At 70.4% G+C, this 18,325-nt stretch carries 15 protein-coding genes; 8 read left to right on the forward strand and 7 right to left on the reverse strand.

Annotation, left to right across the window (positions count from 1 at the left end):
• Window positions 1–97: 97 nt before the first annotated feature.
• The 5 genes from RCR19_RS28030 to RCR19_RS28050 all read left to right on the forward strand — a co-directional run bounded on the left by RCR19_RS28030 (window position 98) and on the right by RCR19_RS28050 (window position 6,814).
• The gene (locus RCR19_RS28030; protein ID WP_331267645.1) at window positions 98–1,369 is read left to right on the forward strand and encodes an ABC transporter substrate-binding protein; all 1,272 of its coding nucleotides are present in this window, start codon (window positions 98–100) and stop codon (window positions 1,367–1,369) included.
• Window positions 1,370–1,589: 220 nt separating this feature from the next.
• Window positions 1,590–3,221, forward strand: coding sequence for an alpha-amylase family glycosyl hydrolase (locus tag RCR19_RS28035; RefSeq protein ID WP_331269578.1), 1,632 nt, complete (start codon window positions 1,590–1,592; stop codon window positions 3,219–3,221).
• Window positions 3,222–3,284: 63 nt separating this feature from the next.
• Complete coding sequence (locus RCR19_RS28040; protein WP_331267646.1) at window positions 3,285–4,610, forward strand: ABC transporter substrate-binding protein; 1,326 nt, start codon at window positions 3,285–3,287, stop codon at window positions 4,608–4,610.
• Window positions 4,611–4,616: 6 nt separating this feature from the next.
• The gene (locus tag RCR19_RS28045) at window positions 4,617–5,978 is read left to right on the forward strand and encodes an ABC transporter permease subunit (RefSeq protein ID WP_331267647.1); all 1,362 of its coding nucleotides are present in this window, start codon (window positions 4,617–4,619) and stop codon (window positions 5,976–5,978) included.
• The gene (locus tag RCR19_RS28050) at window positions 5,975–6,814 is read left to right on the forward strand and encodes a carbohydrate ABC transporter permease (protein WP_331267648.1); all 840 of its coding nucleotides are present in this window, start codon (window positions 5,975–5,977) and stop codon (window positions 6,812–6,814) included. Before RCR19_RS28045 ends, RCR19_RS28050 begins: the two co-directional genes overlap by 4 nt.
• A 65-nt stretch (window positions 6,815–6,879) precedes the next feature.
• On the opposite strand, the gene pgl is transcribed toward RCR19_RS28050, so the two are convergent.
• Genes pgl through tkt form a run of 5 tightly spaced genes read right to left on the reverse strand, consistent with a single transcriptional unit; the run spans window position 6,880 to window position 13,500 of the window.
• Entirely contained in the window at window positions 6,880–7,662 is a 783-nt protein-coding gene (gene pgl, locus RCR19_RS28055) for a 6-phosphogluconolactonase (protein ID WP_331267649.1), read from the reverse strand.
• Entirely contained in the window at window positions 7,659–8,726 is a 1,068-nt protein-coding gene (gene opcA / locus RCR19_RS28060) for a glucose-6-phosphate dehydrogenase assembly protein OpcA (RefSeq protein WP_331267650.1), read from the reverse strand. The genes pgl and opcA overlap by 4 nt, the downstream gene beginning before the upstream one ends.
• Window positions 8,723–10,255 carry a glucose-6-phosphate dehydrogenase gene (zwf, locus tag RCR19_RS28065; protein ID WP_220294510.1) on the reverse strand — a complete coding sequence of 511 codons (1,533 nt, stop codon included), beginning with the start codon at window positions 10,253–10,255 and terminating at the stop codon, window positions 8,723–8,725. Before zwf ends, opcA begins: the two co-directional genes overlap by 4 nt.
• Window positions 10,256–10,259: 4 nt before the next feature.
• Window positions 10,260–11,378 (reverse strand): transaldolase, encoded by a 1,119-nt coding sequence (gene tal, locus RCR19_RS28070; RefSeq protein ID WP_331267651.1) that lies wholly within the window; start codon window positions 11,376–11,378, stop codon window positions 10,260–10,262.
• A gap of 34 nt (window positions 11,379–11,412) precedes the next feature.
• A complete protein-coding gene (gene tkt, locus RCR19_RS28075; protein ID WP_331267652.1) occupies window positions 11,413–13,500 on the reverse strand; it encodes a transketolase in 2,088 nt (695 codons plus the stop codon).
• A 365-nt stretch (window positions 13,501–13,865) separates the two neighbouring features.
• On the opposite strand from tkt, the gene RCR19_RS28080 reads away from it, so the two are divergent.
• The 3 genes from RCR19_RS28080 (at window position 13,866) to RCR19_RS28090 (ending at window position 16,490) form a co-directional block, all read left to right on the forward strand.
• Entirely contained in the window at window positions 13,866–14,867 is a 1,002-nt protein-coding gene (locus RCR19_RS28080) for a heme o synthase (RefSeq protein ID WP_107116842.1), read from the forward strand.
• 91 nt (window positions 14,868–14,958) lie between these two features.
• Entirely contained in the window at window positions 14,959–15,315 is a 357-nt protein-coding gene (locus RCR19_RS28085) for a hypothetical protein (protein WP_331267653.1), read from the forward strand.
• A 68-nt stretch (window positions 15,316–15,383) separates the two neighbouring features.
• Window positions 15,384–16,490, forward strand: coding sequence for an amidohydrolase family protein (locus RCR19_RS28090; protein WP_331267654.1), 1,107 nt, complete (start codon window positions 15,384–15,386; stop codon window positions 16,488–16,490).
• A 22-nt stretch (window positions 16,491–16,512) separates the two neighbouring features.
• Here RCR19_RS28090 and RCR19_RS28095 read toward each other — a convergent pair whose 3' ends face one another.
• Window positions 16,513–17,520 carry a COX15/CtaA family protein gene (locus tag RCR19_RS28095; protein WP_331267655.1) on the reverse strand — a complete coding sequence of 336 codons (1,008 nt, stop codon included), beginning with the start codon at window positions 17,518–17,520 and terminating at the stop codon, window positions 16,513–16,515.
• Window positions 17,521–17,599: 79 nt separating this feature from the next.
• Window positions 17,600–18,316 carry an ABC transporter permease gene (locus RCR19_RS28100; protein ID WP_331269579.1) on the reverse strand — a complete coding sequence of 239 codons (717 nt, stop codon included), beginning with the start codon at window positions 18,314–18,316 and terminating at the stop codon, window positions 17,600–17,602.
• Between the last annotated feature and the right edge of the window lie 9 nt (window positions 18,317–18,325).

The raw sequence follows: 18,325 nt of genomic DNA on the forward strand, positions 1-18,325 counted from the left end.
TTTGTGCTCCAGGCCCTAGTATCGCCCATACCTAACAGGTATACATGGCCTCTGACCCGGGCGACGACGCCCGGTGCCGGTGTACAGGGAGGAACCTATGCGGTGGATGCGCGCCGCCGGTAGGGGCCTTCTCGTCCTCGCCGTCGTCCTCACCGGCTACGTCGCCTCCGGTGCGCGCGCCGACGACGGGGCCGTCGGCGGTCGTGGCCCGCTCACCCTGGCCACCGCAGGAGACCTCACCGGCTATCTGGGACCGCTGCTCGAGGGCTGGAACCGTACGCATCCCGGTGAGAAGGTCACCCTCGTCGAGCTCCCGGACTCCGCCGACGAGACCCACGCGCAGATGACCACCGATCTGCGCGGCGGCGACCGCAGCCGCTTCGACGTCCTCAACATCGACGTCGCCTGGACCTCCGAGTTCGCCGCGGCCGGCTGGATCCGCCCGCTGCCGCGCGACCGGTTCCCGCTGAAGAGTTTCCTTCCGCCGGTCGTCGACACGGCGACGTACGACGGACGGCTGTACGCGGTCCCGTACGTCACCAACGCCGGTCTGCTCCTGTACCGCAAGGACATCCTCGCCAAGGAAGGCGTGGCGCCGCCGCGCACCTGGGCCGAACTGGAACGGGACGCGAAGACGATCGCCCCGAAGTACGGACTCGACGGGTACGCGGGCCAATTCCTGCCCTACGAGGGCCTCACGGTCAACGCGGCGGAGGCGGTCTACTCGGCGGGCGGGACGATCCTCGGCGACGAGGGCGAGCGGGTGACCGTCAACTCGGCCGCGGCGCGGGAGGGGATCGGGTTCCTCGCCCGTGGCGTGCGCGAGGGCTGGATACCCGCGAAGGCGCTGACGTACAAGGAGGAGGAGTCCAAGCAGGCGTTCCAGGACGGCCGTCTGCTCTTCCTGCGCAACTGGCCCTATGCGTACGTGGTCGCCTCCGCCAAGGGGTCCAAGGTGGCCGGGAGGATAGGCGCCATGCCGCTTCCGGGCCCCGACGGGCCGGGGGCCAGCGTGCTCGGCGGCTCGAACCTGGCGGTCAACACACATGCGCGGCACCCCGAGTCGGCCGCACGTCTGATCGCGTATCTGACCAGCGGGCCCGTCCAGCGCAAGGTACTCACGCGCGGTGCCCTGCCGCCCGTACGCGCGGCGCTCTACGACGACCCCGAGCTGGTACGGCGGTTCCCGTACCTGCCGACCCTGCGGGCGAGCGTGCTCGCCGCCGCGCCGCGCCCCAAGAGCCCGCGCTACGACCAGGTGAGCCTGGTGGTGCAGGCGGTCGTGCACGACGCGCTCACCGGGCAGGAGACCCCCGAGAGCGCGGTCCGGCGGCTGGCGCGGGAGCTGGCCGCCGTCTCCGCCCGCTAGCCCGGGATCCTTACTAGTTACTTGTTAGGTAACGCGGACGTCTCATTCTGCGTCGAGTGACGCCTCTATATGCGTATTTAAAGGGCCAACCCCTAAGTAGCTTGCGCTCATTCGTTGACACCCTTACGACATGCCTACTTAACATGCATGCATAACCGTCGACCTCGCTTCGGGTCGGCTCAGCACACACAGACGGGTCAACGGGGTGAGTCCCAAGCACATAGACACCCATCGTTGGTGGCGCGACGCGGTGATCTACCAGGTGTACGTCCGGAGCTTCCTGGACAGCACCGGCGACGGCATCGGCGATCTGGCCGGGGTGAGGGCCGGGCTGCCGTATCTGAAGAAGCTCGGTGTCGACGGGATCTGGCTGAGCCCCTTCTACCCCTCGCCGCAGCACGACCACGGGTACGACGTGGCCGACTACTGCGACGTCGACCCGCTCTTCGGCGACCTCGCCGAGTTCGACCTGCTGATGACGGCGGCCCGGCGGCTGGGCGTGAAGGTGCTGCTGGACATCGTCCCCAACCACTGCTCCAGCGAGCACCCGTGGTTCCGCGAGGCGCTCGCCTCGGCTCCCGGCAGCGAGGCCCGGGCCCGGTTCCACTTCGCCGACGGCCGCGGCGCCGAGGGCGGCGAGCCCCCCAACAACTGGCATTCCATGTTCGGCGGCCCGGCGTGGACCCGCGTCGTGGAGGCGGATGGTCGGCCCGGCCAGTGGTACCTGCACATGTTCACTCCCGAGCAGCCCGACTGGAACTGGCGCAACGGCGCGGTCGCCGCCGAGTTCGAGCGGGTGCTGCGCTTCTGGCTCGACCGGGGTGTCGACGGCTTCCGTATCGACGTCGCCGCGGGTCTCTTCAAGCACCCCGGGCTGCCCGACTCCCCGGACCCCGAGGCCGACGCCCGCACCCGCGACTCGGTCAACCCGCTTGCCTGGAACCAGCCCGAGGTGCACGACGTGTGGCGGCACTGGCGTGCGGTGTGCGAGGAGTACACGGCGCGGGACGGCGACGAACGCCTCCTGGTGGGCGAGGTGTCCGTGCCGACCGCCCGCGAGCACGCGCGCTACGTCCGCCCGGACGAGCTGCACCAGGCCTTCTTCTTCGATCTGCTGAGCGCCCCATGGGACGCCGACGCCTTCCGCAAGGTCATCTCCGAGGCCGTGCAGGACATAGCCGGCACGGGCTCGACCGTCACCTGGGTCCTCAACAACCACGACCAGGTCCGCAGCGTCACCCGCTACGGCGAACCGGCCACCGAGAGCAGCGGACTGGGCGCCGCCCGCGCCCGCGCCGCAGCCCTGCTGATGCTGGCGCTGCCCGGCGCCGCCTACATCTACCAGGGCGAGGAGCTGGGCCTGCCCGAGGTGGTCGACCTGCCCGACGACGTGCTCACCGACCCGATCTTCCGTCGCACCGGCAGCCGGGCCCGGATCCGCGACGGCTGCCGGGTCCCGCTGCCGTGGTCGGGGCAGGCGTCCCCGTTCGGGTTCACCTCCGGCGCCGAAGGGGCCGAACCGTGGCTGCCGCAGCCGGAGTGGTTCGCCGAGCACGCCACGGACCGCGCCCTGGCCGACACCCGCTCCTTCTGGCACCTGTACCGCGACGGCCTGCAACTTCGCTCCGCACTGCCCCAGTTGGGCGAGGGCACGCTGCGCTGGCTGGACACCCCGCCGGGCGTACTCGGCTTTGTGCGCGGCGACGGTCTTGTCTGCGCCGTCAACTTCGGTACCGCACCCACACCCGCTCCCGTGCCCGGCACCCCGCTGCTCGCCAGCGGCGCCTGCGCGCCCGGGGTGCTCGCCGGTGCCACCGCCGCCTGGTGGATCACCGACGGCACCGATCTCTGAGCACAGGACCCGGCGGCACAGCTCCTGCACGTCCGATCCCCACTTCACGAAGGGACATCAACGATGATGCGACGTACCACCCTACTCACCGGCTGCACGGCACTCGCCCTGGCGCTCGGCGCCACGGCCTGCGGCGGCGGCCCCGTCACCCCCGCGGGCGGCGGCGACAAGGCGCTCGCCGGCCAGACGGTCACCGTGGCCGGCGTCTGGACCGGCAGCGAGCAGAAGAACTTCCAGAAGGTCCTGGACGCGTTCTCCGCGAAGACCGGCGCCAAGACCCAGTTCGTGTCCACCGGCGACAACGTCTCCACCGTCGTCGGCAGCAAGATCGAGGGCGGCAACGCGCCCGACGTCGTGATGGTCCCGCAGGTCGGTGTGCTCCAGCAGTTCGCACAGAAGGGCTGGCTCCAGCCGCTGTCCACGACGGCCCGGCAGACGATCGGCGCCGACTTCGCGAGCGTGTGGAAGAACTACGGCAGCGTCGACGGCACCCTGTACGGCCTGTACTTCAAGGCCGCCCACAAGTCGACGGTCTGGTACAGCCCCGACGCCCTCGCCCAGGCCGGGGTCGAGCCGCCGAAGACGTACGACGAGATGCTGAAGGCCGGGCGCACGGTGTCCGACTCGGGTCTCGCCGCCTTCGCCGTCGCCGGACAGGACGGCTGGACGCTCACCGACTGGTTCGAGAACATCTACCTCTCCCAGGCCGGGCCCGAGAAGTACGACGCCCTGGCCGCCCACAAGCTGAAGTGGACCGACGCGAGCGTGGTCAAGGCGCTCACCACGCTCGGCAAGCTCTTCAAGGACAAGCAGCTGATAGCGGGCGGCCAGAAGGAAGCCCTCAACACCGACTTCCCCGGCTCCGTCGAGAAGGTCTTCGGACCCGAGCCGAAGGCCGGCATGGTCTACGAGGGCGACTTCGTCGCAGGCGTCGCGCACGACCAGTTCGGCAGGACCATCGGGCAGGACGCGAACTTCTTCGCCTTCCCCGCGGTCGACGGCGGCAGCGCGCCCGTGGTCAGCGGCGGTGACGCGGCGGTCGTCCTCAAGGACGGCAAGAACGCCAAGGCCGGTATGAAGCTGCTCGAATACCTGGCCACCCCCGAAGCCGCGGCCGTGTGGGCCAAGGCGGGCGGCTTCCTGTCCCCGAACAAGAAGCTCGATCTCGCCTCCTACGGCGACGACGTCACCCGGGCCACGGCGAAGTCGCTCGTCGCGGCGGGCGACTCGGTCCGCTTCGACATGTCCGACCAGGCGCCGGCCGCCTTCGGCGGCACCAAGGGCGCCGGCGAGTGGAAGCTGCTCCAGGACTTCCTGGGCGACCCGTCCGACCCGAAGGCGACCGCGGACCGGCTGGAGGCCGCGGCGGCCAAGGCGTACCAGGGCTGAGTGGACATGACCGCCACCACGCTCGCGAAAGAGGCGGGTTCCGCGCCCGTCGCGTCCGCCGGCCGCGCACGGCGCACGCGACGGCGCGGGCGAATCATCGCCGTGCTCTTTGTCCTCCCCGCACTGCTGCTGCTCGGCGCCCTGGTCGTCTACCCGGTGGTCTTCTCGGTCGGGCGCAGCTTCTTCGACGCCTCCGGCACCCGGTTCGTGGGCGGCGACAACTACACCGAGATGTTCCGTGATCCGGCGACGCTGAAGGCCATCCGGAACACGACCATCTGGGTGGTCGTCGCCCCGGCGCTGCTGACCGGACTCGGCCTGATCCTGGCCGTGCTGGTGGAGAAGGTCCGTTGGGCGACGGCGTTCAAGCTCCTGCTGTTCATGCCCATGGCGGTGTCCTTCCTCGCCGCCGGGATCATCTTCCGGCTCGCCTACGACGAGGATCCGGACAAGGGGGTGCTGAACGCCGCCGTGGTCTCGGTCCACGACGCCTTCGCGGGGACGTCCTCCTACCCGACGGCCAGGGCCCGTGAGGGTCAGGGGCTGATCCACGGCGCGGACGGCTCGTACCGCACGGGCACGGGTGTCTCTCCGGGCGACTCGGTGACGCTCGGGCTGGTCGGGGTACTGCCCAAGGACCTGCCCGCGGGTGCCGGGCCCGCGTACGCGGCGGCCGGCCGGAGCGCCGCGCCGGACGAGGTGCGCGGGGTCGTCTATCTGGACTTCACGCCCGGCGGGGGAGGGCGGCAGGGCGAGGTCGACCGGCGGGAGAGCGGGCTGCCGGAGATGAAGGTGGAGGCGGTGCGCGACGGGCGGACCGTGGCGAGCACGACGACCGCCTCCGACGGCTCCTTCCGCTTCCCGGGACTGGCGTCCGGCGCCTACACGGTGGAACTTCCGGCGTCCAACTTCGCGCCGCCGTATCAGGGCGTCTCCTGGCTCGGCAGGACGCTGGTCACGCCGGCGATCATCGGGGCGTATCTGTGGATCTGGACCGGCTTCGCCATGGTGCTGATCGGCGCGGGCCTCTCGACACTGCCGCGGGACGCGCTGGAGGCGGCCCGGATGGACGGGGCGAACGAGTGGCAGATCTTCCGGCGGATCACGGTCCCGTTGCTGGCCCCGGTGCTGACCGTCGTCTTCGTCACCCTGGTGATCAACGTGATGAAGGTCTTCGACCTCGTCTACATCATCGCGCCCGGCCCGGTCCAGGAGGACGCGACCGTGCTCGCGACGCAGATGTGGCTGGTGTCCTTCGGCGGTGGCAACAACCAGGGGCTGGGCAGCGCGCTCGGGGTGCTGCTCCTGCTGCTGGTGATCCCCGCGATGGTCTTCAACGTCCGCCGTTTCCGAAGGAGTCAGCGATGAACGCGGTCAGGCGGGGCCTCGGCAACGGGCTGGTGCAGGCCTTCCTCGTGGTGATCGGGCTGATCTGGCTCACGCCGCTCGCGGGACTGTTCCTGTCCTCGCTGCGATCGGCCGAGGACACGGCGAAGGGCGGCTGGTGGACGGCGCTCGCGGCCCCCGGGCAGCTGTCCTTCGACAACTACTCGGCGCTGCTGAAGAACGCCGGGATCATCCAGTCGTTCTGGAACACGGTGCTGATCTCGGTGCCGACGACCGTACTGGTGGTCGCCGTCGCGGCGCTCGCCGGATACGCCTTCGCCTGGCTGGACTTCCCCGCGCGGGAGCCGCTCTTCCTGCTGGTGGTGGCGTTGCTGGTGGTACCGGTGCAGATCGGTCTGCTGCCGGTGGCCAAGCTCTTCGGGCAGCTGGGGCTGTTCGGCACGATTCCCGGTGTCGTGCTGTTCCACGTGGCGTACGGGCTGCCCTTCGCGGTGTTCCTGCTGCGGAACTACTTCGCCGAGATGCCGAAGGAGATGCTGGAGGCGGCGCGGATGGACGGCGGCAGCGAGTGGCGCATCTTCATCCGGCTGGTCCTGCCGGTGGGGCGGCCCGCCCTCGCCAGTCTGGCCATCTTCCAGTTCCTGTGGGTGTGGAACGACATGCTGGTGGCGCTGCTGTTCGCGGACAGCTCGTCGCAGCCGCTCACCGTGGAACTGCAGTCGCAGATACGCCAGTTCGGCAGCAACATCGATGTCCTGGCGCCCGGCGCCTTCCTGTCGCTGATCGTGCCGGTGGTCGTGTTCTTCGCGTTCCAGCGGCACTTCGTGCAGGGGGTCATGGCGGGGTCGGTGAAGTAGCCCCGCTCGTGTGCGAAGGCCGGACGGGAGGGAACCCGTCCGGCCTTCGCACACGAAGCCGTTCCTCAGGCCGACGCCGGCGGATACAGCGAACGCGGGAGCTGTGCCGCCGCCGCCGCGTCCAGCAGCCACAGCGTGCGTGACCTGCCGTACGCGCCGGCCGCGGGTGCCTGGATCTCCCCGGCGCCGGACAGCGCGATGGCCACCGCCTGCGCCTTGTCCTCGCCCGCCGCCAGCAGCCACACCTCACGGGCCGACCGGATCGCCGGGAGGGTCAGTGTGACCCGGGTGGGCGGCGGCTTCGGCGCGCCGTGGACGCCGACCACCGTCCGCTCCGTCTCCCGCACCGCGGGCAGCTCGGGGAAGAGCGACGCCACGTGCGTGTCGGGCCCGACCCCCAGCATAAGGACGTCGAAGGTGGGCACCGCGCCGTGGTTCTCGGGGCCCGCGGACCGGGCCAGCTCCGCGGCGTAGGCCTCCGCCGCGGCCTCCACCCCGGCACCGTGCGGGCCGTCCGACGCGGGCATGGGGTGCACGCGCTTCGGGTCCAGGGGTACGGCGTCGAGCAGCGCCTCGCACGCCTGGGTGTAGTTGCGCTCCGGGTCGCCCTCGGGCAGATACCGCTCGTCGCCCCACCACAGGTCGATCCGGCTCCAGTCGACGGCGTCCCGGGCGGGCGCGGCGGCGAGTGCGGCCAGCAGGCCGTTGCCGTTGCGCCCGCCGGTGAGCACGACCGAGGCGGAGCCGCGAGAGGCCTGGGCGTCCACGACCTTGGTGATCAGCCTGGCCGCCGCGGCCTGGGCCATCAGTTCCTTGTCGCGGTGGACGACGAGCTGAGGAGTGCTCACTTCGCCGCCGCCTTCTTCGACCGGTCCTTCTCGGGCGCCCCCGGCTCCGGGGCCCGCACCGCGTCCTGGGCCGGTGCGGCATTCGACGCCCCCGCCTCTTCGGTACCGGACGGCTCGGCCGCGTCCGTGCGCTCCGCCCCGTTGCCCAGCCGGTCCACGCCGAAGCGCAGTGCGGAAGCGTATGTGTCGTCCGGGTCGAGCCTGCGCAGCTCCTCCGCGATCAGCTCGGCCGTCTCGCGGCGCTTGAGCGCCACCGCGCGGTCGGGCTGCCCGTGGATGGACAGCGTGGCCAGCGAGCCGTCCGCCCGGTCCAGCACGATCGGGCCGCAGCTCGTGCGCATCCGGACCGCGGTGAGGCCGGGCCCAGAGGAGAGGGAGCGCTTGACGGGAACGCTCAGCCGGTCCGCGAGCCACATGGCCAGCAACTCGCAGCTGGGGTTGAACTCCTCGCCCTCCACCTCGACACCCTGGACGTCGCACACGACCTGGTCGAGGGCAGCGGCCAGCATGGAGCGCCACGGCGTGATGCGGGTCCACGACAGGTCGGTGTCACCGGGCGTGTAGGCGTCGGCGCGGGCGTTCAGCTCCCGCACCGGTGCCTCGGCGGTGTAGGAGTCGGTGACGCGGCGCTGGGCGAGCGCACCCAGCGGATCGTTGGCCGGGTCGAGCGGAGCGTTCACCGGCCACCAGGCGACGACCGGCGCGTCGGGCAGCAGCAGCGGCAGCACGACGGACTGGGCGTGGTTCACGACCTCGCCGTACAGCCGCAGGATCACCGTCTCACCGGTGCCGGCGTCGGCCCCGACCCTGACCTCGGCGTCCAGGCGCGACGTGGTGCGGTCGCGCGGGGAGCGCGAGACGCGCTTGACCACCACGAGGGTGCGCGAGGGGTGCTCGCGGGAGGCCTCGTTGGCCGCCTTGAGGGCGTCGTAGGCGTTCTCCTCGTCGGTGACGATGACAAGGGTGAGCACCATGCCCACGGCGGGCGTGCCGATGGCACGCCTGCCCTGCACCAGCGCCTTGTTGATCTTGCTGGCCGTGGTGTCCGTGAGGTCGATCTTCATGGCCGGCGCCAGCTCCGTCCGTCTCGTGCGAGCATCTCGTCGGCCTCGCGCGGCCCCCAGGTACCGGCGGGGTACTGCGCGGGCTTGCCGTGCGCATCCCAGTACTCCTCGATCGGGTCGAGGATCTTCCAGGACAGCTCCACCTCCTCGGTACGCGGGAAGAGGTTCGAGTCGCCGAGCAGGACGTCCAGGATCAGGCGCTCGTACGCCTCGGGGCTGGACTCCGTGAAGGACTCCCCGTAGGCGAAGTCCATCGACACGTCCCGGATCTCCATCGAGGTGCCCGGCACCTTCGAACCGAAGCGGACGGTGACGCCCTCGTCGGGCTGGACGCGGATGACAACCGCGTTCTGGCCCAGTTCCTCGGTCGCGGTGGTGTCGAACGGGGAGTGCGGAGCGCGCTGGAAGACGACCGCGATCTCGGTGACCCGCCGGCCCAGGCGCTTGCCGGTACGCAGGTAGAAGGGGACGCCCGCCCAGCGGCGGTTGTCGATGCCCAGCTTCACCGCGGCGTAGGTGTCGGTGCGCGACGCGGGGTCGATGCCCTCCTCCTGGAGGTAGCCGACGGCCTTCTCGCCGCCCTGCCAGCCGGCCGCGTACTGCGCGAACACGGTGTCCCGTCCGAGTTCCGAGGGCAGTCGCACGGCACCGAGCACCTTGGTCTTCTCGGCGGCGAGCGCGTCGGCGTCGAAGGAGGCGGGCTCCTCCATGGCCGTGAGGGCCAGCAGCTGGAGCAGGTGGTTCTGGATGACGTCGCGGGCGGCGCCGATGCCGTCGTAGTAGCCGGCCCGGCCGCCGATGCCGATGTCCTCGGCCATGGTGATCTGCACATGGTCCACGAAGGACCGGTTCCAGATAGGCTCGAACATGGTGTTGGCGAAGCGCAGCGCCAGGATGTTCTGGACCGTCTCCTTGCCCAGGTAGTGGTCGATGCGGAAGACCTGGTCAGGAGCGAAGACCTCGTGCACGACCTTGTTGAGGTCCTCGGCCGACTTCAGGTCGTGTCCGAACGGCTTCTCGATGACCGCGCGCCGCCAGGAGCCGCCGGTCTGGTCGGCCAGACCGTGCTTCTTCAGCTGCTGGATGACCACCGGGAAGGACTTCGGCGGCACCGACAGGTAGAAGGCGAAGTTGCCGCCCGTGCCCTGCGCCTTGTCCAGTTCCTCGATGGTGGAGCGCAGCCGTTCGAACGCGTCGTCGTCGTCGAAGGTGCCCTGGACGAAGCGCATCCCCTGGATGAGCTGCTGCCAGACCTCCTCGCGGAACGGCGTACGGGCGTGCTCCTTGACCGCGTCGTGGACCTCCTTGGCGAAGTCCTCGTTCTGCCACTCCCGGCGGGCGAAGCCGACGAGCGAGAAGCCCGGCGGCAGCAGACCGCGGTTGGCCAGGTCGTAAACAGCAGGCATCAGCTTTTTACGTGACAAATCGCCCGTGACGCCGAAGATCACCAGTCCCGACGGCCCCGCGATACGCGGGAGCCGTCGGTCCGCGGCGTCACGAAGCGGATTCGCTCCGTGTACGGATGTCAAGATGTCAGCCCTCCGAGGGGGCGAGGCGCTGGAGCTCCGCCTCGGTCGACTTGAGCAGGTCGTTCCAGGAGGCCTCGAACTTGTCGACGCCCTCGTCCTCCAGCAGCTGGACCACGTCGTCGTACGAGATCCCGAGTCCCTCGACCGCGTCGAGCTCGGCGCGCGCCTGCTCGTAGGTTCCGGCGACGGTGTTGCCGCGGATCTCGCCGTGGTCCTCGGTGGCCACCAGGGTGGCCTCGGGCATGGTGTTCACGGTGTTGGGCGCCACCAGGTCCACCACGTACATGGTGTCCTTGTAGGCGGGGTCCTTGACACCGGTGGAGGCCCACAGCGGGCGCTGCTTGTTGGCGCCCGCCTTCTCCAGGGCGAGCCAGCGGTCGCTGCCGAACACCTCCTCGTACGCCTCGTAGGCGAGCCGCGCGTTGGCGATGGCCGCCTTGCCGCGCAGCGCCTTGGCCTCCGGCGTCCCCAGGGCGTCGATCCGCTTGTCGATCTCCGTGTCCACACGGGACACGAAGAAGGACGCCACCGAGTGGATCAGGGACAGGTCCAGGCCGCGCTCCTTGGCCTTCTCCAGACCGGTGAGGTAGGCGTTCATGACCTCGCGGTAGCGCTCCAGCGAGAAGATCAGCGTGACGTTGACGCTGATGCCGTGACTGATGGTCTCGGCGATCGCCGGCAGACCCGCCTTGGTGGCCGGGATCTTGATGAGGGTGTTGGGACGGTCGACCAGCCAGGCGAGCTGCTTGGCCTCCGCGACGGTGGCCCGGGTGTTGTGCGCGAGACGGGGGTCGACCTCGATCGACACCCGGCCGTCCTGGCCCTGCGTGGCGTCGTAGACCGGACGGAGGATGTCGGCGGCGTCCCGGACGTCCGCCGTGGTGATCATGCGGACCGCCTCTTCGACGGTGACCTTGCGGGCGGCGAGGTCGGCGAGCTGCTGCTCGTAGCCGTCGCCCGACGAGATGGCCTTCTGGAAGATCGTCGGGTTGGTGGTGACGCCCACGACGTGCTGCTGGTCGATCAGTTCGGCGAGGTTGCCGGACGTGATCCGCTTGCGCGACAGGTCGTCCAGCCAGATCGCGACGCCTTCTTCGGAGAGGCGCTTCAGTGCGTCTGTCATGGAAAATGCATCTCCTACGTGTCGTATATCAGCGTCAGCGCTGGGCTGCGGCGATCGATTCCCGGGCGGCGGATGCGACGTTCTCGGCAGTGAAGCCGAACTCGCGGAAAAGGACCTTGCCGTCGGCCGAAGCACCGAAGTGCTCCAGGGAAACGATGCGGCCCGCGTCTCCGACGAACCGGTGCCAGGTGAGGCCGATCCCGGCCTCGACCGAGACCCGCGCCCTCACCGAAGGCGGCAGGACGCTGTCCCGGTACCCCTGGTCCTGCTCCTCGAACCACTCCACGCACGGCATCGACACGACGCGCGTCGGGACGCCCTCGGCCTGGAGCTGCTCGCGGGCCTCGACGGCGATGTGCACCTCGGAACCGGTGGCGATCAGGATCACCTGCGGCTCCCCGCCCTCCGCCTCGAACATGACGTAACCACCGCGGACGGTGTCCTCGTTGGGCTCGTACGTCGGCACTCCCTGGCGGGTCAGCGCAAGACCGTGCGGGGCGCCCTTGCCGAACTCCTTGGTCCAGCGCCCGAGGATCTCGCGCCAGGCGATCGCGGTCTCGTTGGCGTCGGCCGGGCGGACCACGTTCAGGCCCGGGATGGCGCGCAGCGAGGCCAGGTGCTCGACCGGCTGGTGGGTGGGGCCGTCCTCGCCCAGACCGATGGAGTCATGGGTCCACACATAGGTGACCGGCAGGTGCATCAGCGCCGACAGACGGACCGCGTTGCGCATGTAGTCGGAGAACACCAGGAAGGTGCCGCCGTAGACGCGGGTGTTGCCGTGCAGGGTGATGCCGTTCATCTCCGCGGCCATGGAGTGCTCGCGGATGCCGAAGTGGATCGTGCGGCCGTAGGGGTCGGCGCCCGGGAGCGGGTTGTCCGCCGGCAGGAAGGAGCTGTTCTTGTCGATGGTGGTGTTGTTCGAGCCGGCCAGGTCGGCGGAGCCGCCCCACAGCTCGGGGACGACCGGGCCGAGGGCCTGCAGCACCTTGCCGGAGGCGGCGCGCGTCGCGACGCCCTTGCCCGCCTCGAAGACCGGGAGCTTCTCCTCCCAGCCGGTGGGCAGCTCACCCTTGCTGATGCGGTCGAACTCGGCCGCGCGCTCGGCGCTGTTGCCCCGCCACTCCTGGAAGGACTTCTCCCACTCGGCCCTCGCCTCGTGACCCCGCTCCAGGGCCTTGCGGGTGTGGGCCAGGACCTCGTCGGCGACCTCGAAGCTCTTGTCCGGGTCGAAGCCGAGGACGCGCTTGGTGGCCGCGACCTCGTCCTCGCCCAGGGCCGAGCCGTGCGCGGCCTCGGTGTTCTGCGCGTGCGGGGCGGGCCAGGCGATGATCGAGCGCATCGCGATGAACGACGGCCGGTCGGTGACCTTCTTGGCCTCCTGGATGGCGTCGTAGATGGCGTGCGGGTCCAGGTCCCCGTCCGGCTTCGGCGCCACCCGCTGGACGTGCCAGCCGTAGGCCTCGTACCGCTTGACGGTGTCCTCGGACACCGCCGTCTCGGTGTCGCCCTCGATCGAGATGTGGTTGTCGTCCCACAGCAGGATCAGGTTCCCGAGCTCCTGGTGACCGGCCATCGAGGACGCCTCGGCGGAGATGCCCTCCTGGAGACAGCCGTCACCGGCGATGCAGTAGATGAAGTGGTCGAAGGGCGAGGTGCCCTGCGCGGCCTCCGGGTCGAACAGACCACGCTCGTAGCGCGAGGCCATCGCCATGCCCACCGCGTTCGCCACACCCTGGCCCAGCGGACCGGTCGTCGTCTCCACGCCGCGCGTGTGCCCGTACTCGGGGTGACCGGGAGTCTTGGACCCCCAGGTGCGGAACGCCTCGAGATCGGTCAGCTCCAGACCGAAGCCGGCCAGGTAGAGCTGTGTGTAGAGGGTCAGCGACGTGTGGCCGGCTGACAGGACGAAGCGGTCACGGCCCACCCACGCCGGATCCGCCGGATCGTGCCGCATCACCTTCTGGAAGAGGGTGTACGCGGCCGGAGCCAGGCTCATCGCCGTGCCCGGGTGGCCGTTACCGACCTTCTGTACGGCATCGGCCGCCAGAACCCGGGCGGTGTCCACGGCCCGCTGGTCCAACTCGGTCCACTCGAGGTCTTTTGTGGTCGGCTTGGTGCTCACCCTGGGTCAGGGCTCCTCTCCACATGTCGAATGCCGGTGCACTTGGGCGCCCACCGGCCGCTGCTGAGCCTACCCCCGTAGGTACATGCGTCTTTTCGAGTCATTCCAGACTGCCGGGAGTCGCCGCGATCCGCCTCCCGACCGGGCCGATTTCCGGTCGGGAACTGAATACGGTCCCGGTCGTCCGAACGCTCAACCGAGCGTGGTTCCGCTCTCGCCCCGGCGAGGGCCGGGCGCGCCCCGCCCTTCCCGCGACCGCTCCAACACGACCCACCCCCGCGAAGAGCGGGCTGTGGGCAACGTCTAAAGTTGCGTGGGTACGCGCGAGCCTTTACCGGGAGTTCACAGCCGGTGGGTTTGCTGGGATGTCTCTGTCAGGGGTGTACGTGACGGCCGTCGATTCCCGTCCGGCGGGTGGGGGCACCCCCCATGCCGTCACGGCTGTGGGGGAGCTCGGTACGAGCAGCAGCCGGGGCCAGCGGCCGCTTGGGGCCCGAGTCAAGGCGTTCGTGGCGCTGACCAAGCCGCGGATCATCGAGCTGCTGCTGATCACCACCGTTCCGGTGATGTTCCTCGCCCAGCAGGGGGTGCCGAGTCTCCGGCTGGTGCTGCTCACCTGCGTCGGCGGCTACCTGTCCGCGGGCGGCGCCAACGCCCTGAACATGTACATCGACCGTGACATCGACGCGCTCATGGACCGCACCTCGCAGCGTCCGCTGGTCACCGGCATCGTCAGCCCCCGCGAGTGCCTGGCCTTCGGTATCACGCTCGCGGTGGTGTCCACACTGCTGTTCGGATTCACCGTCAACTGGCTGTCCGCCTGGCTGTCGCTCGGAGCGCTCCTTTTCTACGTCGTCGTCTACACGATGATCCTCAAGCGGCGTACCTCGCAGAACATCGTGTGGGGCGGGATCGCCGGCTGCCTCCCCGTCCTCATCGGCTGGTCGTCCGTCACGAACTCCCTCTCGTGGGCGCCGGTCGTCCTGTTCCTCGTCATGTTCTTCTGGACGCCGCCGCACTACTGGCCGCTGTCCATGAAGGTCAAGGAGGACTACGCGCGCGTGGGCGTGCCGATGCTGCCGGTCATCGCCTCCAACAAGGTGGTCGCCCGGCAGATCGTGATCTACAGCTGGGTGATGGTCGTGGTGTCCCTGCTGCTGACCCCGCTCGGCTACACCGGCTGGTTCTACACGACCGTGGCCTTGGCGGCCGGCGGCTGGTGGCTGTGGGAGGCGCACGCGCTGCAGAACCGGGCGAAGGCCGAGAAGTCGGGCGTCAAGCTCAAGGAGATGCGGCTGTTCCACTGGAGCATCACCTATGTCTCGCTGCTCTTCGTGGCGGTGGCGGTGGACCCCTTCCTCCGATAGGTCCCGCGTACGAGCGACGGGAGGGGTGCGTGGTCAAGGCCACGCACCCCTCCCGTCGCCGTTCGATCTACTCGTCGGTAGCATCCTGGCCATGGCAGACACGCAGCAGGTTGACGAGGGCGCCGGCGCCAAGCAGACCGCCAGGGCCGAGCGCAGGGCCGCCCGGCTGGCCAAGGAGATCGACGCCTTCGCCGGGGCCCACGGCGGTGCCGAGGGCCAGGTGGCCTACATCGGGCAGCGAGGTGCCCGGATCGTGCTCGTCGGCGAGGACGGCGTCTGGGGCGACCTCGTCGCACCGACGTACGACATCGCCGAGAAGGCGGTGCAGCAGGCGGGCATCACCGTTCACGAGGCGTTCGACGGGGAGTTCGCAGGAAAAGTGAAGACCGGCCCGTACGAGTGGACGCGCATGGCGGGAATCCAGGTCGGCTGCAAGCGCACCCCCTGAGGGCATCACCTCACGCCGGTTCACCCGTTAGGCCCTGTGCAGGCAAGGTCCAGTCGCGGGGAGTCCGGATGATCGAAACGTCGTCCCTGGTGGATCAGTACTGCCACGGCGTACTCCGCACCGAGCTGGGTCTCGGCACCTTCGAGGCCCACTTGGCGCGAACCGAGGGCCCACCGGCGGCGGGCACCACCCTCTTCGACACCCAGACGGGTTTCGCCGTGCGCCGCTGGTGTCCGCCGCTGCTCGATCTGGAGGCGCACTGCCCGCCCGCCCGCTACCTCGCCCGCCGCCGGGAACTCGGCGTCCTGGAGGCGGGGCGCCGGCTGCTTCGGGGCAGCGGCATCACCACCTACCTCGTCGACACCGGCCTGCCCGGCGATCTCACCGGGCCCGACGAGATGGCCTCCGCCGGAGCCGCGGAGGCGCACGAGATCGTCCGTCTGGAACTGCTCGCCGAGCAGGTCGCCGACACCTCGGGCACGGTGGAGTCGTTCCTCGCCAATCTCGCCGAGTCGATCCACGGGGCGGCGGCGCACGCGGTGGCGTTCACCTCGGTGGCGGGCGTGCGCCACGGTCTGGCCCTCGCGCCCGAGCCGCCCGGGCCGGGCGAGGTGCGCGGCGCCGCGGGCCGCTGGCTGGCCGGCCGCCGGGTGGGCGGGGCGCTGTCGGATCCGGTGCTGCTGCGCCATCTGCTGTGGAGTGCGGTGGCCTCCGGCCGCCCCCTCCAGCTCCATGCGGGCCTCGGTGAACCGGGGCTGCGCATCGACCGCACCGACCCGGTCCTGCTCGCCGACTTCGTACGGGCCACGGCCGGGCTCGGCACGGACCTCGTCCTGCTGCACGGCTATCCCTACCACCGCCACGCCGCGCATCTGGCAGGGGTGTTCCCGCACGTGTACGCGGACCTGGGCGCCGCCCTGGTGCGCACGGGGGCGCGTGCCGCCGACGTGCTCGCCGAGATCCTGGAGCTGGCGCCCTTCGGCAAGCTCCTCTTCTCCAGCGGCGCCCAGGGCCTGCCGGAGCTCCATGTGGTGGGCGCCCGGCTGTTCCGCGAGGCACTCTCCAGACTGCTGGGGGACTGGGTCGCGGACGGCGCCTGGTCGCCGGAGGACGCGCAGCGGGTGGGCGGGATGATCGCCGCGGGCAACGCGCTGCGGGTGTACGGGCTGCGGTGAGATCACCGCCCCCGCGCCGGCGTCAGGCGGCGCTGAGGGCCGACTCCGCCGACGTACCCGGGAGCCCCGCGCTGGACGCCGGGCGTTCGCGCAGCGAAAGCAGCACCCGCAGCACCCCGATCCACACCAGGCAGGAGCCGAACATGTGGAGCCCGACCAGGAGCTCGGGCAGGTGCGTGAAGTACTGGACGTAGCCGATGACGCCCTGGCCCAGAAGGATCAGGAACAGCTCCCGGGTGCGGTGCCGCGGGCCTGCGGGCGCGTCCACCGCCTTGAGGACGAACCACAGGGCGAAGGTCAGCGTCACCACGATCCAGGCCAGCACGGCGTGCAGCTTGGCGACGCTCTGCCAGTCGATCCCGATGCGCTCGACCTCGCTGGAGTCGCCCGCGTGCGGGCCCGCACCGGTGACCACGGTGCCCACCGCGATCAGCAGCACGGAGGCGACGACCAGGAACCACACCAGCTGCTGCACGGCCCGGCCGACCAGCGGACGCGGCTCCGTGTCGCTCTCCCTCGTGCGCTGCCACATCAGCGTGGCCACCGTGATGAGCGCGGTGGAGAGCAGGAAGTGGGCGGCGACGGTGTACGGGTTGAGGCCGACGAGGACGACGATGCCGCCGAGGACCGCGTTGCTCATCACGATCCAGAACTGCGCCCAGCCGAACCGGGTGAGGCTGCGCCTGCGCGGCTTCTGCGACCGCGCGGCGATGATCGCCCAGCCGACCGCCGCGCACAGCACGTACGTCAGCATGCGGTTGCCGAACTCGATCGCACCGTGCACACCCATGGCACGGGTCGTGGTCAGCGAGTCGTCCGTGCACTGCGGCCAGGTCGGGCAGCCGAGTCCGGAGCCGGTCAGACGCACGGCACCGCCGGTGACGACGATGACGACCGACATGACGAGCGCGGCGAGCGCCGCCCGCTGCACCGTCCGGGGCTCCGGGGTCCAGCGTGCGGCGATGAAGGCGAGCGGATTGCGCACGGCCGCTACGGCATCGGCGCGGGTCACGTTTGGCACGCCCCTCATCGTAGGGGGCCGCTTGTGCACGGTTTCACGAGGGGTCGGCCCGGTCCGGACGACCCGGGCGCCGTCCGCCGCCGAGGGCTCACTCCCAGCGGAAGAACCGTCCGGCCGCGGCCAGCCCCACGACCGCCCACACGGCCAGGACGGCGAGGTCCCCGACGGGCATGCCCGCACCGTGCTGGAGGACGTCGCGCAGACCGTCGGACAGGGCGGTGATGGGCAGCAGGGCGAGGACGTCCTGGGCGCCCGCGTTGAACTTGTCCAGGGGCACGATCACGCCGCCGCCCACCAGCAGCAGCAGGAAGACCAGGTTGGCGGCGGCCAGGGTGGCCTCGGCCTTCAAGGTGCCCGCCATGAGCAGGCCGAGCCCGGAGAAGGCCGCCGTGCCGAGGACCAGCAGAAGCAGCACCGACAGCGGGTCGCCGTGCGGGGACCAGCCGAGCGCGTAGGCGATCACCGTCAGCAGGACCACCTGGAGGACCTCGGTGACCAGGACGGAGGCCGTCTTGGCGGTCATCAGCCCCCAGCGGGGCAGCGGCGAGGAGGCGAGCCGCTTCAGCACGCCGTAGCGGCGCTCGAAGCCGGTCGCGATGGCCTGCCCGGTGAACGCGGTCGACATCACGGCGAGCGCCAGGATGCCCGGTGCGAGGAAGTCGACGGCCTTGCCCGCACCGGTGTCCACGATGTCGACGGAGCCGAAGAGGAGCAGCAGCAGCGTCGGGATGACGACGGTCAGCAGAAGCTGCTCGCCGTTGCGCAGCAGCATCCTCGTCTCGAGTGCGGCCTGGGCCGCGATCATGCGGGGGAG

This window comes from Streptomyces sp. WAC07094 (assembly GCF_036320405.1).
Taxonomy (GTDB): Bacteria; Actinomycetota; Actinomycetes; order Streptomycetales; family Streptomycetaceae; genus Streptomyces; species Streptomyces lannensis.

Excerpts from the sequence above, each read along its gene's own strand:
- RCR19_RS28030 (WP_331267645.1), top strand. The coding sequence starts at position 98 with ATGCGGTGGATGCGCGCCGCCGGTAGGGGCCTTCTCGTCCTCGCCGTC.
- RCR19_RS28040 (WP_331267646.1), top strand. The coding sequence starts at position 3,285 with ATGATGCGACGTACCACCCTACTCACCGGCTGCACGGCACTCGCCCTG.
- RCR19_RS28045 (WP_331267647.1), top strand. The coding sequence starts at position 4,617 with ATGACCGCCACCACGCTCGCGAAAGAGGCGGGTTCCGCGCCCGTCGCG.
- RCR19_RS28050 (WP_331267648.1), top strand. The coding sequence starts at position 5,975 with ATGAACGCGGTCAGGCGGGGCCTCGGCAACGGGCTGGTGCAGGCCTTC.
- opcA (WP_331267650.1), bottom strand. The coding sequence starts at position 8,726 with ATGAAGATCGACCTCACGGACACCACGGCCAGCAAGATCAACAAGGCG.
- tal (WP_331267651.1), bottom strand. The coding sequence starts at position 11,378 with ATGACAGACGCACTGAAGCGCCTCTCCGAAGAAGGCGTCGCGATCTGG.
- RCR19_RS28080 (WP_107116842.1), top strand. The coding sequence starts at position 13,866 with ATGTCTCTGTCAGGGGTGTACGTGACGGCCGTCGATTCCCGTCCGGCG.
- RCR19_RS28085 (WP_331267653.1), top strand. The coding sequence starts at position 14,959 with ATGGCAGACACGCAGCAGGTTGACGAGGGCGCCGGCGCCAAGCAGACC.
- RCR19_RS28090 (WP_331267654.1), top strand. The coding sequence starts at position 15,384 with ATGATCGAAACGTCGTCCCTGGTGGATCAGTACTGCCACGGCGTACTC.
- RCR19_RS28095 (WP_331267655.1), bottom strand. The coding sequence starts at position 17,520 with ATGAGGGGCGTGCCAAACGTGACCCGCGCCGATGCCGTAGCGGCCGTG.
- RCR19_RS28100 (WP_331269579.1), bottom strand. The coding sequence starts at position 18,316 with ATGATCGCGGCCCAGGCCGCACTCGAGACGAGGATGCTGCTGCGCAAC.